General features: G+C 61.0%; 17 protein-coding genes and 2 pseudogenes. 10 read left to right on the top strand and 9 right to left on the bottom strand.

The genetic code is table 11. The annotated features are described in order from the left end of the window. From V5B39_RS14245 to V5B39_RS14225, 5 genes and pseudogenes are all read left to right on the top strand, one after another. A pseudogene (locus V5B39_RS14245) lies at positions 1 to 182 on the top strand (hypothetical protein); the annotation flags it as partial. Between the two features lie 1,280 nt (positions 183 to 1,462). Further along, a pseudogene (gene istA / locus V5B39_RS14240) lies at positions 1,463 to 2,962 on the top strand (IS21 family transposase). Beyond that, complete coding sequence (gene istB / locus V5B39_RS14235; RefSeq protein WP_332343536.1) at positions 2,949 to 3,710, top strand: IS21-like element helper ATPase IstB; 762 nt, start codon at positions 2,949 to 2,951, stop codon at positions 3,708 to 3,710. Before istA ends, istB begins: the two are co-directional and overlap by 14 nt. Next, entirely contained in the window at positions 3,707 to 3,934 is a 228-nt protein-coding gene (locus V5B39_RS14230) for a hypothetical protein (protein ID WP_332343535.1), read from the top strand. The genes istB and V5B39_RS14230 overlap by 4 nt, the downstream gene beginning before the upstream one ends. 292 nt (positions 3,935 to 4,226) lie before the next feature. Further along, positions 4,227 to 4,646, top strand: a complete 420-nt coding sequence (locus V5B39_RS14225) for an OsmC family protein (RefSeq protein WP_332343534.1) — start codon at positions 4,227 to 4,229, stop codon at positions 4,644 to 4,646. Between the two features lie 118 nt (positions 4,647 to 4,764). On the opposite strand, the gene coq7 is transcribed toward V5B39_RS14225, so the two are convergent. The 5 genes from coq7 to V5B39_RS14200 form a co-directional block, all read right to left on the bottom strand. Continuing rightward, positions 4,765 to 5,385 carry a 2-polyprenyl-3-methyl-6-methoxy-1,4-benzoquinone monooxygenase gene (gene coq7, locus V5B39_RS14220; protein ID WP_332343539.1) on the bottom strand — a complete coding sequence of 207 codons (621 nt, stop codon included), beginning with the start codon at positions 5,383 to 5,385 and terminating at the stop codon, positions 4,765 to 4,767. Positions 5,386 to 5,431: 46 nt separating this feature from the next. Continuing rightward, complete coding sequence (locus V5B39_RS14215) at positions 5,432 to 5,947, bottom strand: CNP1-like family protein (protein ID WP_332343533.1); 516 nt, start codon at positions 5,945 to 5,947, stop codon at positions 5,432 to 5,434. 83 nt (positions 5,948 to 6,030) lie between these two features. Beyond that, complete coding sequence (locus V5B39_RS14210) at positions 6,031 to 6,576, bottom strand: RNA pyrophosphohydrolase (RefSeq protein WP_332343538.1); 546 nt, start codon at positions 6,574 to 6,576, stop codon at positions 6,031 to 6,033. 456 nt (positions 6,577 to 7,032) lie between these two features. Further along, positions 7,033 to 7,437 (bottom strand): Tudor-knot domain-containing protein, encoded by a 405-nt coding sequence (locus tag V5B39_RS14205; protein WP_332343532.1) that lies wholly within the window; start codon positions 7,435 to 7,437, stop codon positions 7,033 to 7,035. 498 nt (positions 7,438 to 7,935) lie between these two features. Then, positions 7,936 to 9,117: an acetyl-CoA C-acyltransferase family protein gene (locus V5B39_RS14200; protein WP_332343531.1), complete on the bottom strand. Its 1,182-nt coding sequence runs from the start codon at positions 9,115 to 9,117 to the stop codon at positions 7,936 to 7,938. A gap of 300 nt (positions 9,118 to 9,417) precedes the next feature. Between V5B39_RS14200 and V5B39_RS14195 the strand changes: the two genes are divergently transcribed. Beyond that, complete coding sequence (locus V5B39_RS14195) at positions 9,418 to 9,804, top strand: hypothetical protein (RefSeq protein ID WP_332343530.1); 387 nt, start codon at positions 9,418 to 9,420, stop codon at positions 9,802 to 9,804. On the opposite strand, the gene V5B39_RS14190 is transcribed toward V5B39_RS14195, so the two are convergent. The 4 genes from V5B39_RS14190 to V5B39_RS14175 are packed head-to-tail and all read right to left on the bottom strand — an operon-like array spanning position 9,805 to position 11,870. Beyond that, entirely contained in the window at positions 9,805 to 10,446 is a 642-nt protein-coding gene (locus tag V5B39_RS14190; RefSeq protein WP_332343537.1) for a CoA pyrophosphatase, read from the bottom strand. Then, a complete protein-coding gene (locus V5B39_RS14185; protein WP_332343529.1) occupies positions 10,433 to 10,696 on the bottom strand; it encodes a hypothetical protein in 264 nt (87 codons plus the stop codon). Before V5B39_RS14185 ends, V5B39_RS14190 begins: the two co-directional genes overlap by 14 nt. 12 nt (positions 10,697 to 10,708) lie before the next feature. Beyond that, positions 10,709 to 11,395 (bottom strand): retropepsin-like aspartic protease family protein, encoded by a 687-nt coding sequence (locus tag V5B39_RS14180; protein WP_332343528.1) that lies wholly within the window; start codon positions 11,393 to 11,395, stop codon positions 10,709 to 10,711. Between the two features lie 31 nt (positions 11,396 to 11,426). Continuing rightward, positions 11,427 to 11,870 (bottom strand): universal stress protein, encoded by a 444-nt coding sequence (locus tag V5B39_RS14175; RefSeq protein ID WP_332343527.1) that lies wholly within the window; start codon positions 11,868 to 11,870, stop codon positions 11,427 to 11,429. A gap of 99 nt (positions 11,871 to 11,969) precedes the next feature. Here V5B39_RS14175 and V5B39_RS14170 point away from each other — a divergent pair, with 99 nt between their 5' ends. From V5B39_RS14170 to V5B39_RS14155, 4 genes are read left to right on the top strand one after another with little or no spacing between them, the layout of a single operon-like run. After that, entirely contained in the window at positions 11,970 to 12,434 is a 465-nt protein-coding gene (locus V5B39_RS14170) for a hemerythrin domain-containing protein (RefSeq protein WP_332343526.1), read from the top strand. After that, positions 12,427 to 12,660, top strand: a complete 234-nt coding sequence (locus V5B39_RS14165) for a DUF2249 domain-containing protein (protein ID WP_034953148.1) — start codon at positions 12,427 to 12,429, stop codon at positions 12,658 to 12,660. The genes V5B39_RS14170 and V5B39_RS14165 overlap by 8 nt, the downstream gene beginning before the upstream one ends. Beyond that, positions 12,661 to 13,977 carry a hypothetical protein gene (locus tag V5B39_RS14160; protein WP_332343525.1) on the top strand — a complete coding sequence of 439 codons (1,317 nt, stop codon included), beginning with the start codon at positions 12,661 to 12,663 and terminating at the stop codon, positions 13,975 to 13,977. Further along, positions 13,977 to 14,369, top strand: coding sequence for a SirB2 family protein (locus tag V5B39_RS14155; RefSeq protein WP_332343524.1), 393 nt, complete (start codon positions 13,977 to 13,979; stop codon positions 14,367 to 14,369). Before V5B39_RS14160 ends, V5B39_RS14155 begins: the two co-directional genes overlap by 1 nt. The last annotated feature ends 88 nt before the right edge of the window (positions 14,370 to 14,457 follow it).

The following is a 14,457-nucleotide window of genomic DNA, read 5'->3' as shown; positions in this document are numbered from 1 at the left end:
GCTATCAGGCCGTCCGCCGCAAACTTCCTTCGCGCCGTACTTTCTTCGAACATCTCCGGGCCCTGGCTCAATACCTGCACTTCGACTCTTGGGCCAACCTGTTTGACTTCATGCTCGAGGCCCTCAAACCAGCCTCCTCACCCCGCGTACGCCGGGTCATCACGGAGCGGCTCCAAATTTAGAACTGCTGTTCGCACGTGTTCCGCACGGATCAGGGCCGGATGGCTCGTCCCCGCTATGGGCTCTTGCTCGCCAGGTCCGTCAAGCCATGTTCAGGGGGCAAAAAAAAGCGCGACTCGCGAGAGTCGCGCTAAATCCACACCAAAGGAGGAGGGTGGAGGAGACATCGAAAGCAGGCTGGAGATGTTTGACCAACTTGGCTGCAAAGTCATTGCGTTGAGAGAATTATGGATCATCCCAGGCAGGAATTCAAGTATTTTTTGTGCGTCGCGCCATTTTTTCTCCAGGGGCGCCTCGATCGGCATATCTAAAAATAGAAATAATTTATGTTCAATACGTTATTGTTAAATTATTACATCGATTTTATAATTCATAACTTTTTAAGCTGCTATTTAAACGTCAAATCCTGAAAATATGTTGCGATGCAACATTAGATTCGGCTGTCAATGGCGGTCGAAACCCGCGTAAATCTGGCGGCAAAGCTGGGAGAGGTAGGTTGGCAGGAGGCTCTCTGCCGAGAGCGCCATTCGGTTTTTTGGGGCCACTCGGACTGCGGTAGCAGGGCGTGTCGCAAGGAGCCCGAAGGGCGACTGAAGACACGCCCCGCTACCGCGCGCCGGCCAGCCGGGTAGCCTGCCGGCGGACGGGGGCAAGGGCAAAGGGAAATGACAAGGGTCTCCGGGATGCGGTAAAAAGATCCCGCCAAAGAGAACGGGCACGACAGCGGCCAAACCCGCAAAGTTCACACCGATGTCGTGCCCCACACCATGCCTGGCAAGAGTGCGGGAGAAGTATTCCAGGCGTGGCCAGTCCCTGTCAATTGCTCGTTGGCGTGACGGGAAACGCCGATGGAGACCCCAGGCCGCTTCTTCCATTGCCATCGCTGCCGAGTCCGGGTCGTGGTCTGCCGCGTCTGCGACCGGGGCCAGATCTACTGTGCCGGCGGTTGTGCCGAGGCTGCTCGTCAAGCCTCGCTGCGCGCCGCCGGCCGGCGCTACCAGCAAAGCCGGGGAGGCCGCTTCAAGCATGCCGAACGAAGCCGCCGTTATCGGCTGCGCCAGTCGAATGTGACGCATCAGGGTTCTATGCCACCAGCACAAGATGATCTACTGGCGGCGAACTCGGCGGTGGGCCGGGAAGCGGCGACGGCCGATTCACCCGTCAGGTCCGGGACAGCGTGCTGCCATTTCTGCGGAACGTCTTGTTCGGGCTGGCTCAGGCGGGACTTCCTGCACACCTCCCGAGTTCGATCCCATCCGAGCCACGCACCGAGGAGCCCCTGATGACCGTCTGCCCTGAACTCGAAGCCCGCATCCTGCGCTACTACCACGCCGAACGCTGGCGCGTCGGCACCATCGCCGCCCAACTGGGCGTGCATCACGGCACCGTCACCCGGATCCTGGCGCAAGCCGGCCTGCCACGGCTCGACGCCGCGCGCCGCCCTGGCCGCCTCGACCCCTCCCTGCCGTTCATCCGCGACACCCTGGCGTAATTCCCGACCCTGACCGCCAGTCGACTCTACGGCATGGTCCAGGAACGTGGCTACCCCGGTCGCCCCGATCACTTCCGTCATCTGGTGGCCTTGCACCGGCCCCGGCCCAAGGCCGAAGCCTATCTGCGCCTCTCGACGCTGCCCGCAGAGCAAGCCCAGGTGGACTGGGGGCACTTCGGCCATCTCGACATCGGCCGGGCCAAGCGGCCGCTGATGGCGTTCGTGATGGTGCTCGCCTGGTCACGGATGATCTTCCTGCGCTTCTTTCTCGATGCCCGGATGGAGAACTTCCTGCGTGGCCACGTCGGGGCGTTTGTCACCTGGGGCGGCGTGGCGCGGGTCCTCTTGTACGACAATCTGAAGAGCGCGGTCCTCGAACGACAAGGCCAGGCGATCCGCTTCAACCCCACCTTGCTGCCGTTTGCCGGTCATTACCGCTACGAGCCGCGGCCGGTGGCGGTGGCCCGCGGCAATGAGAAGGGTCGCGTCGAACGGGCGATTCGTTATGTCCGCGAGGCCTTCTTCGCCGGCCGTACCTTTGCCGATCTGGCGGACCTCGATGCCCAAGCCGAGGCCTGGTGTGTCGGGCAGGCCGCCGATCGGCGGTGCCCGGAGGATGCCACCCTGACCGTACGCGAGGCCTTCGCCCGGGAATCGGCCCTCCTTCTGGCGTGACCGCCCAACCCCTATCCGACCGATGAGCAGGTGGCGGTGAAGGGGGGCAAGACGCCCTATGTGCGCTTCGACTTGAACGATTACTCGGTTCCTCATGCGTACGTGCGGCAAACCCTGACGGTGGTGGCCGACCCCGAACAGGTGCGCATCGTTGCGGGCCAGACCGTCCTGGCGACGCACCGGCGCAGCTATGACCGGGGGCAGTGCCTCGAAGATCCGGCGCATATCGCGACCCTGGCCGAACAGAAGCAGCACGCCAGTTTGCACCGCGGCACCGACCGGCTGACGCGGGCGGTGCCGGAAAGTCGGGAATGGCTGGTCCAGGCCGCGGCGCGCGGGTCGAATCTGGGGACGATCACAGCCGCCCTGCTGCGCCTGCTCGATCGTTACGGCGCTAGCGAGTTGCAGGCCGGCATCAAGGACGCCCTGGCCCGTCAGGTGCCGCACCCGAATGCGGTGCGCCTTGCGCTGGAACGTCGGCGCGAGGCCCGCGACCAGCCGCCGCCGCTGGAGATTGCCCTGCCGGCGCATCTGCGGCAACGCGACACGCCGGTCCGGCCGCACCGGCTGGACAGTTATGATCAACTCACCGGGAACCACGATGACACCGATTGAGACCTTGCGCCGCCGCGCCGAAGCCTTGCACCTCCATGGCCTGCTCGCGCACTGGCCGGAGCTGACCGAGTGCGCCTGGGTCGAGCCGCTGCTGAACTGGGAGGAGAGCGAGCGAGCCAGACGCAGCCTGGAGCGACGCCTGGCTGACGCCCGTATCGGCCGCTTCAAACCTTTGGCCGATTTCGACTGGGACTGGCCAGCACCGTGTGACCGGGCGGCCATCCGTGAATTGATGGGTCTTGATTTCCTGAAGACGGCGACCCATGCCATCCTGGTCGGCGCGAGTGGCCTGGGGAAGTCGATGATTGCTCAGAACATTGCCCATCAGGCGGTGCTGCACGGCCACACGGTGCTGTTCACGACGGCCGGCCAGATCCTCGGCGACCTGGCCGCCATCGACAGCGATTCGGCCCTGCGCCGGCGGTTGCGCCACTCTGCGGCGCCAGCGCTCCGGGTGGTCGATGAGGTCGGCTATCTGTCGTATTCAAACCGTCACGCCGATCTGCTCTTCGAACTCATCAACCGGCGCCACGAGACCCGCAGCACGCTGATGACCACCAATCGCTCGTTCTCCGAGTGGGCGGAAGTCTTTCCCAATGCCGCCTGCACCGTCGCCCTGATCGATCGCCTCGTTCATCACGCCGAGATCATCGCCATCAAGGGGGAATCTTATCGCCGCAAGGAGGCTCAGGAGCGGGCCGAACAACAGGCCCGCAAACGCAAGGCCCCTGGCAGGAGTCCGGCATGAAACCTTATCATCCATCTTCCGGGCTGCGCACCGGGCTCGACTTCCTGATCTGTGCCGACTGGACGCCGGGTCAGGCTCTGGCGGTGGTCGAGATCCTCGACGACCTGCGGGAGCGGATCTGGAACCATTACCAACTGTCGCTCTTCGACTTGATCAGAGAGGATCGCAGCCTCTCTGGTGAATCTCTTCCTGACGACGAGTGGACTGACGAACCGCCGTTCTGATCTCCCGATCCATCAGACGCCAAGGGGCCTTGCGGCCCCTTTTTGTTGACTCCAAAAGTCAACCATTCTCCGCCAGCTTTCCGCGCCATTTATCCGCGCTTCTTGACAGCCACTAACAGTAGCGCCTGGGACGACGCTTCCGGCTACAATCGATATTCGTGGCGAAGGTTCGGCGTTCGTTGTCGTGCTGGTTCGGCACCTGCGGCGCGAAGTTCGTCTATTCGTCACCGACGCCTACCGGTCATGTTTGTCGGGGCTTGAGTCTCATGACCGTCTGAGAAAGGAGCAGCGCATGGAATGTAAGGTGAAGTGGACTGGCGACGGGATGTCCTTTGTCGCTGAAACGGGGAGCAATCACGCCGTGGTGATGGATGGGGCTCCCGAAGCTGGCGGACGGAATCTGGCGCCGCGGCCGATGGAGTTACTGCTGGCCGGAACAGGAGGGTGTACCGCGTTCGACGTTGTCCTGATTCTGAGGAAGGGGCGCCATGCCGTGACCGGATGTGAAGTCAGCCTGCAGGCCGAGCGTGCCGAGGCTGAGCCAAGAGTCTTTACCCGCATTCATTTCCACTTTCGCGTGAGCGGGAAGCAACTCAAACCGGAAGCGGTTGCGCGTGCCATTGAGCTATCGAAGGATAAGTATTGCTCTGCCTCGATCATGCTCGGCAAAACCGCCGAGATCACGCACGACTTCGAAATCGTCGATGCCTGACGGTCATGATTTTTTCAGACACCCCTGACGACCATGGGAGCGATGAGCGTTTCCCGCTTCCCCAACCTCTCCTACGCGAGTGGGAGAGGAGATTGATCAGTCGCTGACGAGACGTTCATTAGAGGTGATAAGCGGTACGAGTCATCATTTGTGCCGCAAGTTTCATCAGCATGCTGGCCGGCAACGGCAATTCACGTGCGCCAAGACGCACGGCGGTTTCAGCGTGCGCTATCTCGTCGAGCCGCATCTGCACCACGATCGCGCGTGATTTGGCGTCCTGGTTCGGCAACTCGCTGAGATGATGATCAAGGTGTGCCTCGACCTGCCTCTCGGTCTCGGCGAGAAATCCCAGGCTCCAGGGATCGCCCAGCTTACCTGCGGCAATCCCGATGCCCAGCGCACCAAGGTACCAGACCGGGTTTAACAGGCTCGTGCGTCCGCCGAGTTCAACAAGGCGGCGTTCGGTCCAGGCCAGATGTTCGGTTTCCTCGTCTGCGGCCTTCGCCAGTGCTTGCCGAAGGGTCTGATCACGACAGCTCAGCGCCTGCCCCTGGTAAAGCGCTTGTGCGCAGACCTCACCAACGTGATTGATGCGCATCAGGGCACTGGCGTGCGCGCGCTCCCGGTCAGACAGTTCCGCTTCCGGCTCCTTGCTTCCCGGCACTTCACGAGTGGTCTGTGCCGGTGCGAAAAGCGTGCGCAGGGCTTTGTCAAATTCGATGACCAATCGATCTGAAATCATCAGTCGCCTTTGCGGTCGCGGTTCAGGTGCATCAATGATCGTACTAGCGGCGCATCATCGAAGGGTGGCCACCACGCCGCAACGCTTCACGAACTTCGTCGGCATTGCGTATCGAGATGCCAATGGGGCAGAAATAATCGGTATAAAGCTCGGCGTGATGTCGATTGAGCGAGTTGTCCACGATTTTCACCCACCGATCGCTGCGCGCTTTCGACCAGGTCTTATCCGCGCGGCCAAGGGCGTAAATCCGACGTTCGGCGGTCGAACAGTCCATTGCCTCGTAACTCACATTCTGGGCACCGGAAGGGCTGACGATCACCAAGGTGTAGCGGAATATGCCGTCGCTGCCAATGCTCAGCGACTCGCTGTCAATCATGAACTTGTTGTCGGTCATCGCACTGACCACAAAAGGGATCAGCTTGTCGGGTTGCGGAAATGCGGGTAACTGCACCTCGCCCGGCATCTCGCGCTTTTCTTCGCGCATTTCTTCGCGCATTTCTTCGATTTCGCGGTTGGCTGTCGCCGACCAGCCTGCCGAAGGAAGCAGCGCCACGGCCACCCCAAGCCAGCCGACCCATGTTCCAATCGACCTGTGCCGGCAGGGTTGCCTGCGATTGCTCTGTGCCAGCAAGGACCGATTCATCATTCCTTGCCGGTAATTTCAGCAAGCGCAGGACTTTGGCCATGCGGGGCAGCAGGGCGTCCACGACGATGATCCGAATTGAGAAAACGGGCGAGCTCATTCAGGGCCTGCTCATAGACCCGGCGCTTGAACTCGATCACTGCATCCAGTGAAACCCAGTAGGTATTCCACCGCCAGGCATCAAATTCGGGATGGTCGCATGAACGCAGAGAGACATCGCAGTCGCGCCCAATCAGACGCAGCAAAAACCAGATCTGTTTTTGCCCTCGGTAACTGCCACGCCATTCGCGTCTTACCCAGTGCGTCGGCACTTCGTAACGCAACCAGTCTTTGGTCCGACCGAGAATGTACACATGCTCGGGCAGCAAGCCGATTTCTTCATGCAACTCCCGGTACATCGCCTGTTCGGGCGTTTCGCCCCGCTTGATGCCGCCTTGCGGAAACTGCCATGAATGCTCTCGGATACGCTTGCCCCAGAAGACCTCGTTCCTGGCGTTACAAAGAATGATGCCGACGTTCGGGCGATAGCCTTCACGGTCAAGCATTTCTAGAACCTGCAAATCGATTAGTTGCCGCATTTTTCCACATTTTGCTGCCCTTGCAAAGCCTCGCGTGGCGCCCAAATCGGCCACGATCTGCGAGGCATCACCGTCCAGGGTGTGGGTCTGGATGCCGTGGGCTTGCCTAGAATGTCAGTGGATCGGCGAGGCAAAACAAAGAGGGATCATGAAAGGCAAAGCATCGCGGGTGAAGCCGCTGCAGTCACGCCGGATGGAAGCGCTGGGGCAGCCGTGTGCCGGGTTCGGGCAGATGCCTTTTCATGCCGGACTACATCGCAGGCCGGCTGCGGCGGCGCACGACTGTGCTCCGCGAAACCCTGCCTTTGTTCCCGTCAGTGGGGAGGGGAGATTCGTGAGTCGCTCGTGAGTCGCTAACGCGACTTTTACATAGGAAAGAAAAAACCGGCAGCCACATCGTGGGGGAGCCGGTTTTCGAGGTGATCAGCGATGCCGGATGCGATCCCTCGTAACCCATTCATCCCACGATTCGGCGTAACCATCGTAGTGAATCTTCCACATGTCCGGCTTGGTTGAAATGACGCTGGCCGGATACCACTCCCCCTTCCATTTGACTTGTACGTTGTCACCAACCTGGAATCCGGGCATCGCGCGACCTGACACCTTGATGCGGTCGGAAGCCACCCATTCATCCCATTCCGAACCATAGCCGTCATAGCGGATGAAACACTTGGTTTGGTCTTCATTGACCTTGGTCACCCTGGCCGGGTACCACTGTCCCTTCCAACTGACCTGGGCTCTGTCACCAACCGAGCAGAGGGCGTCGGCCGACGCTGGTGCGGCTGCAAGGGTGGTGGTCAGCGTGGCGATGAGCAAAGCGATGCGCATGGAAGTCTCCTTGAGTTCATTGGGAGGAGGTAATTTAACCTGGGTCGGCAGCGATGGCAAAGGAAGCGTCCGCCTGTAGAGCTTCCATGGGCGGTTCCCGTTACGCCAATGTTCTATCGACAGGCAGAGGCCGTGCATGAAAGACTCTCCCTGCACCCGTGCCCGGCACGGTGTGGAGCATGGCATCGGTGTCAGCTTTGCAGGTTTGGCCGGGTCGTGGCCGTTCTTCTTGGCGGTCCCGGTTTACCCCGCCCTTGCAGGGCGCATTCCGGCTTGCACGCTGGCATCGTTCGATGGGCGCAGGCGCAGAGCATGCTCTGCGAATTCCCCATCTTACCCCGACCCCTTCCACGAGAGCCGCGCTGGTATCGCGGGCCGGCTGCGGCGGCGCGGAGCAGTGCTCCGCGAAACCCCGCCGTCGCCCGCGAGTGGGGATAGGAGCTTCCTGAGTCGCATACGCGACTTTCACATTAACGCGACCTACTCGGACAGCGAAAGTCAGGCACGTTCGAAAATCACCGCAATGCCCTGCCCGCCACCGATGCACATGGTGACCAGCGCATACTGACCGCCGATACGTTGCAATTCGTAGATCGCTTTCGTCGCAATGAAAGCGCCCGAGCAGCCAACCGGGTGGCCGAGAGCGATCGCGCCACCATTCGGGTTGGTTTTCACCGGGTCGAGACCGAGACCCTTGCTGACCGCAATGGCTTGCGCGGCAAAGGCTTCATTCGACTCGATGACGTCCATCTGATCGAGCGTCAGGCCGGCCTTCTTGAGCACTGCTTTGGTCGCCGGGATCGGACCTTCGCCCATGATTTCGTTCGGCACACCGGCAACGGCGTAGGCAACGAGACGGGCAATCGGCTTCTGGCCAGCACTGGCGGCGACGTCGGCAGCGGTGAGCACCATGAAGGCGGCTCCGTCATTGATTCCGGAAGCATTGCCGGCAGTTACCGTCCCGTCCTTGCTGAAGGCCGGCTTCATCTTGGCCAGGGTTTCGATCGTCGTCGCCGGTTTGACATGCTCGTCGGTATCGAACACGACATCGCCCTTGCGGGTTTTCAGGACAATCGGAACGATTTGCGACTTGAAGCGGCCATCGGCGATGGCCGCGGCAGCACGGCGATGCGATTCGGCGGACAAGGCATCCTGCTCTTCACGGCTGATTTGCCACTTGCTGGCGAGATTCTCGGCAGTGACGCCCATGTGACCCGCACCGAACGGGTCGTTGAGCGTGGCGACCATCATGTCGATGGCCTTGGTGTCACCCATGCGGGCACCGCTGCGCATTGCCGTCAGCATGTAGGAACCACGTGACATGACTTCGACACCGCCGCCGATACCATAGTCGGCGTCGCCTAGCATGATGTTCTGAGCCGTCGTCACGATGCCCTGCAGGCCCGATGCACAGAGACGGTTGACCGCCATGGCCACCGAATCCATCGACAATCCAGCCTGGATCGAGGCAACGCGGGCCACATAGGCAAAACGCGAATCGGTCGGAATGCAATTACCAACCGTCACGTAAGTGATTTGCTGCGGATCGACACCGGAACGGGCGATCGACTCCTTCATCACGGTGCCGGCCAACTCATGCGGCTCCATGTTGGCAAGCGAACCACCGAAGGTGCCAATGGCTGAACGGACCGCGCTTAGTACAACGACTTCTCTGCTCATGAAGAAACTCCTGTAGATAATCGATCAATCGCCTACCAGACTGGCAAGCCTCATCCAAAACCACCACCGCAGCAGCGAGCCGCACCGGCAGCCGGCCAATGATAGCAAAGGTTCGCTGTGCAAGGCCTCCAAAATCGCTCTCTGCGGAATTCACGCCGACGTCACTTCGCGTAAGCCAAGCGCCAGCGGAATGTCAGTATAATGGCGGAAATGGATCTGTCGTCAGTCTTCAGTAAAACGCCCAAAGGCATTGAGGAGATCTCTACCCGCGCGAGCCACTTACCTTTTCGCATGCGAGCCATGTTGATCATGGTCGATGGGCAGCGTACCGGAAACCAGTTGCTGGCTTGTGGCGCATCCGCTACCGAAGGTGCGAAGCAACTGGCCGCCCTGCTGAATGGCGGGTTCGTGCAGGTACAGACGCCAGTACACAAAACGGCCGAAGCGGTCGTTCGGCCATTACCGGCCGACCGGGAAGACATCAGCCTCGCCAAAAGCTACACCATCCGGACATTGCAGGAGTTGCTAGGTTCGCAGGCCGACGGGCTGATCGTGGAGGTCGAACAGGCACAAACCGCCGCCGACCTCCGGCAGAAAATCGGCAAACTCCGCGCTGCGCTGCGCGCTGCGCCCGACCCGAAAAAAGCCAAACAGTTTCTGGTGAAACTCGCGATGGTGCTCGATTGATCACCTTCTGGCGAGGGCTCGCCAGAGGGACAGGATGATTCCTGCCGTCGCTCCCCAGATGAAATACTCCCCGTACGGCATCGCCGTATAGTGGCGCAGCCTGCCACGGTAATGAAGCGAATGCTGCTGGTGGTTGGCGGGGTCCAGCAGAAAGGCCAGCGGCACCTCGAATGCCTCGGCGACCTCAAACGCGTCAAGCTGCAACTCGAAAGGTGGGGTCACCAGGGCCACTACCGGGGTGACCCGAAAGCCGGTGCTGGTGAGGTATTCAGGCAGGTAGCCGGCAATGTCGACATGCGCGGCGGCCAGGCCGATCTCCTCGGCAGCCTCACGCAAGGCGGTATGCGCCGGCGAAGCGTCGGTTGGTTCGCACCGCCCGCCCGGGAAACTAATCTGGCCTGGATGATCCTTCAGATGCGCAGTGCGCTGTGTCAGCAATACGGTCGGCCCTCCGATGCGCCGAACGATCGGGAAGAGCACGGCAGCCGGTAGCAACTCCTCGTCACCGATACCGTCTTCGAGCACCACTGTCGCCAGTGAAGGCTCGCGGTGCAGGACCTGGCGTATACGGTCGAGGTCCACAGCACCGCTGCCCGTTGCCGGCCCGACCACTGGCGCAAGCAAGGCATCAGCTGCTGACAACACGCTCTTCCTCCTCGATCTGTGCACACACCGCGGCAAGCGCGTCGCGCAGGGTTTCTTCGGGCAGGGCGTTGAGCGTGCTCGAAACCAGATTCGCGGACTTGATGGCTCCCTGCGGCAGCACATTGCTATCCAGAGAGGCGACCAGTGCAGCCGTTGCACCGACGACCTGCAGCAGCCTCTGCCGCTCGCTCATCAACAGCTCGAGCTCGTGGCCCAACATCGATCCTTGTTTGTCGCGGTGAGGCATCTTCAACTTCTCCTAGTAGCGCTTCCTGAGAGTCATGGTCTGACCATCGCGCTGCATTTCCATCCGGTTCAGGAAACTCATGCCCAACAGGGCAAACGGCATGTCCTGCTGATGCACCAGGGCATCGACATTATTCAGGACAATCTCGCCAACCCGTACCGTATCCAGCTTGATATGGATCACCAGGGCAGGGCCATTGGCCGTACTGGTAACCCCCCGCTGTCCTTTGCTGGCGTCAATCCCGATGCGCCGCGCATCGCCGGCACCGAGCGAGATCATGGTGGCGCCGGTATCCACAAGAAAGCGAACGGTCGTTCCGTTGATGTTTCCAGTGGTCAGGAAATGGCCACTGCCGTCAGCAGTCAGGACCGCCTTGCCCCCTCCCTCCCCTGCGGGTTGCGACGCGACATTCTGCCCAACCCGCAGGATACGCTTCTTTCCGTCGGTCTCGATGGTGGCAGTGTCATTATCGACCGCGAGCACCTTGACGCCTTCGTCGGTTTTCGCGCCGACGGCCACGGTTCGCGGCGCCCCCCCATTGATGGTCAGCAAAGCCTTTCCTGGAAACACGCCGGCCAACCCGACATCGACCGCCAGTGCAGGCCCACAGAGCGAGCAGAAAAACAGGCAGAGTACCTGCCGAATCGCTATCCAGCCGCAACGCCAGCAGCCACCCTTGCCAACACGGCGCCCGACCATTTCCCTCCTCCTCCAGGCAGGTCTGGCGGAATCAGCGGTAAACGAGCACCGGAATCTTCGAATGCGTGAGTACCTTGTTGGTCTCACTGCCGAGCAACAGGGCGGTGATGCCGCGACGACCATGCGAGGCCATGAAAATCAGGTCGCAGCCTGCCTCGGTGGCAGCATCGATGATCGCCTGGTAGGGAATGTCACTGGTCAGCGATCGCTTGGCGACCTGGACACCCTCGGCCGCGCCGAGTTCGACGACGAAATCCAGCGTCTGCTCAGCTTGTTGCTCGGCAAGTTCGGCAAACTTCTCGGGTGTCGTCGGGTCGATCAGCGCACCTTCACCATAATAAGTGACCGGGTATTCCGGTTTGGCGAAGAACGCCGTAATGCGCGCCCCGGTCTCCTTGGCGAAGGAAATTGCCCGTCGGGCAGTGTCTTGGGAAAGTTCGGAGCCGTCGGTAGGGACAAGGATGTGTTTGAACATGGCATTTCCTCCACAGAGTATTCATTCTAATTGATATTGGTCATGGTTGGCGGCAAGCACCCGCCCGACAATGATAGTGTTAATCCAGCGAGGCTCTGCATGCACACGATCACGAATTTCATGGCCAACGATCATCGCTCTTGTGACCATCTGATGGTCGCCGTCGAGCAGGCTGTCGCCAGCGGTGACTGGGCACGGGCGAGGACCGATTTCGGTCTTTTTCAGGAAGCGATGCAGGATCATTTTGCGGCCGAAGAGTCGCTCCTCTTTCCGCTCTTCGAACAGAGCACCGGCATGTACCGAGGGCCTACGCAGGTGATGCGCGGCGAGCACGCACAGATGCAACAACTGCTCGCCGCCGCCGCAGCGGCGCTGGTCGAGCAGGACTTTGACGATTATACTGGCACGGCCGAAACGCTTTTGGTCATGATCCAGCAACATAACCTCAAGGAAGAGAACGTGCTTTATCCGATGTGTGATCAGCATTTGACCGATCAGATCGAAGCCTTGCTGCCGGAACTGCAGAAGCGGCTCGCCGGACCAGAAAAGTCCCGACATGACTAGGGTCGATGCCGATATCGTCATTGATGCGCGCGGCCTCGAACCGCCCGAGCCGATGGTGCGCAGCATGGAAGCGCTCGGTCAACTGGGTTCAGCCCAGAAACTCCTGGTGCTGCTCCCCCGCGAACCTTACCCGCTCTACCGGGCGCTCGAAATCAATGGCTTCTCCTGGCAGACGGCATACCGGCCAGACGGCACGGTGGAAGTGCTGATCCAGCATAAACAATAAATGCAGGCACTGCTGTCGTTTGACCAGGCGCCACCGTTTTCCGCCCCGTTTCGCTTTTTTCTCACGGCCCCGCTGTTCGCCCTGCTCGCCGGCATGCTCCTGTTGTGGAGCGGGCCAGATCTGTTCGCCTCGCGCTGGACACCGGCAACGCTGGCGCTGACGCATCTGATCAGCGCCGGATTCATGCTGCAGGTGATGCTTGGGGCGATGATCCAGATTCTGCCGGTCGTGGCCGGGGCGAACATCGCGCAACCGCTGCTGCTGGCGACCCTGGTGCATGCCGCGATCACGCCGGGCGCACTGCTGCTGGCCGCGGGCTTCCTGACTTCCGAGCCTCTCGCATTCCGCCTGGCGGCGCTGCTGCTGGGCAGCGGCGTGGCACTCTTCCTTGGCGTCACTGGCCATGCCTTGTACGGGGTCGCATCGAGCAATCCCACCATTCGCGGCCTGAAACTGGCATTGCCCGGTCTGGGGATGACCGTTGGCCTTGGAATGCTGCTGGCAATGACCCTCGCCGGATCGTTCGAAGTATCACTGCTGCAACTGACGTCGATTCATTTCGCCTGGGGTTTCGTCGGCTGGAGCATCCTCTTGCTGGCCAGCATCGCCTTCGTGGTCGTACCGATGTTCCAGATCACGCCGCCTTATCCGACTTGGTTTGCGAATCGCTTTGCCGGCTCCCTGATGGCTTTGCTGTGCCTGTGGAGTATTGCGGATGGCCTAGGCTGGGCATGGCTAGCGGCGCTGCTGGCAGATGCCGTGCTGCTGACGGTTGCTGCACTGGCGGTGCTGACGCTGCAGATCCAGAGCCGCAGCAAACGTGCCCGCTTCGACGCGACCCAGCATTACTGGCGCCTGGCGATGCTGTGCACGCTGGCCAGCTGCGTGCTGTCGCTGGCGGCAAACCACCTGCCGCTACTCGCCGAGCATCAGGAATGGCCGCTGCTCTGCGGTGTGCTGGTACTGTTTGGCGGCGGCCTGTCGGTGATGATCGGCATGCTCTACAAGATCGTTCCTTTTCTGGTTTGGTTGCACCTGCAGAATCTGGGGGGTGGACGGGTATTGGCACCGAACATGAACAAGGTCATTGCCATGCGTCAGATCGACCGGCAGATGTACGCCCACTTCCTGGCGCTAGCCTTGCTGCTGGCCGCAGCGTTCTGGCCCGGATGGTTCACCTATCCGGCCGGACTGATGCTGCTGATGGCCAATGCCAGTCTGCTGCGCAACCTGCTGAGCGCCCTCGCCTGCTACCGGCAGCATTGCTTGAAGATCGCTGCCGGGATGGCATCGAAGCCCGCCGGGCAGGGCTCCTGATGAGCTACCTGTTGCTCAAGAACCTGCACATTGGCTGTGTCATGCTCAGCGGCGCTGGCTTCCTCCTGCGTGGTCTGTGGATGCTGGCGGACTCCCCCTGGCTGCAGCGACCAGGCGTGCGGGTGCTGCCTCACCTGGTGGACACTGTCCTGCTGACCAGTGCGATCGCCCTGGCCGTGCTCAGTGGTCAATATCCCTTCGCCGCCGCCTGGTTGACCGCCAAGCTGGTCGGTCTGCTGATCTACATCGGCTGCGGGACGATGGCCCTCAAACGCGCGCCCAGCAAGGCACAGAGAGCCGTCTTTCTGGTTGCCGCACTCACTGCATTTGCCTACATCGTCACCGTGGCCTTGACACGCAGCCCCTATGGCCTGATTGCCGGACTGGTTTGAAGCAACTGCCCAACGGTCATACCGCACTACGTACCATGAAGGCTTTGACTCCTGCCCCCTTCACCTCTCGAGCGGCAAGTCTCTCTGC

It is taken from the genome of Accumulibacter sp. (assembly GCF_036625275.1).
Classification (GTDB): domain Bacteria; phylum Pseudomonadota; class Gammaproteobacteria; order Burkholderiales; family Rhodocyclaceae; genus Accumulibacter.
The sequence above is the reverse complement of the archived record's forward strand: the minus strand, read 5'-3'. Positions and strand labels throughout refer to the sequence as shown.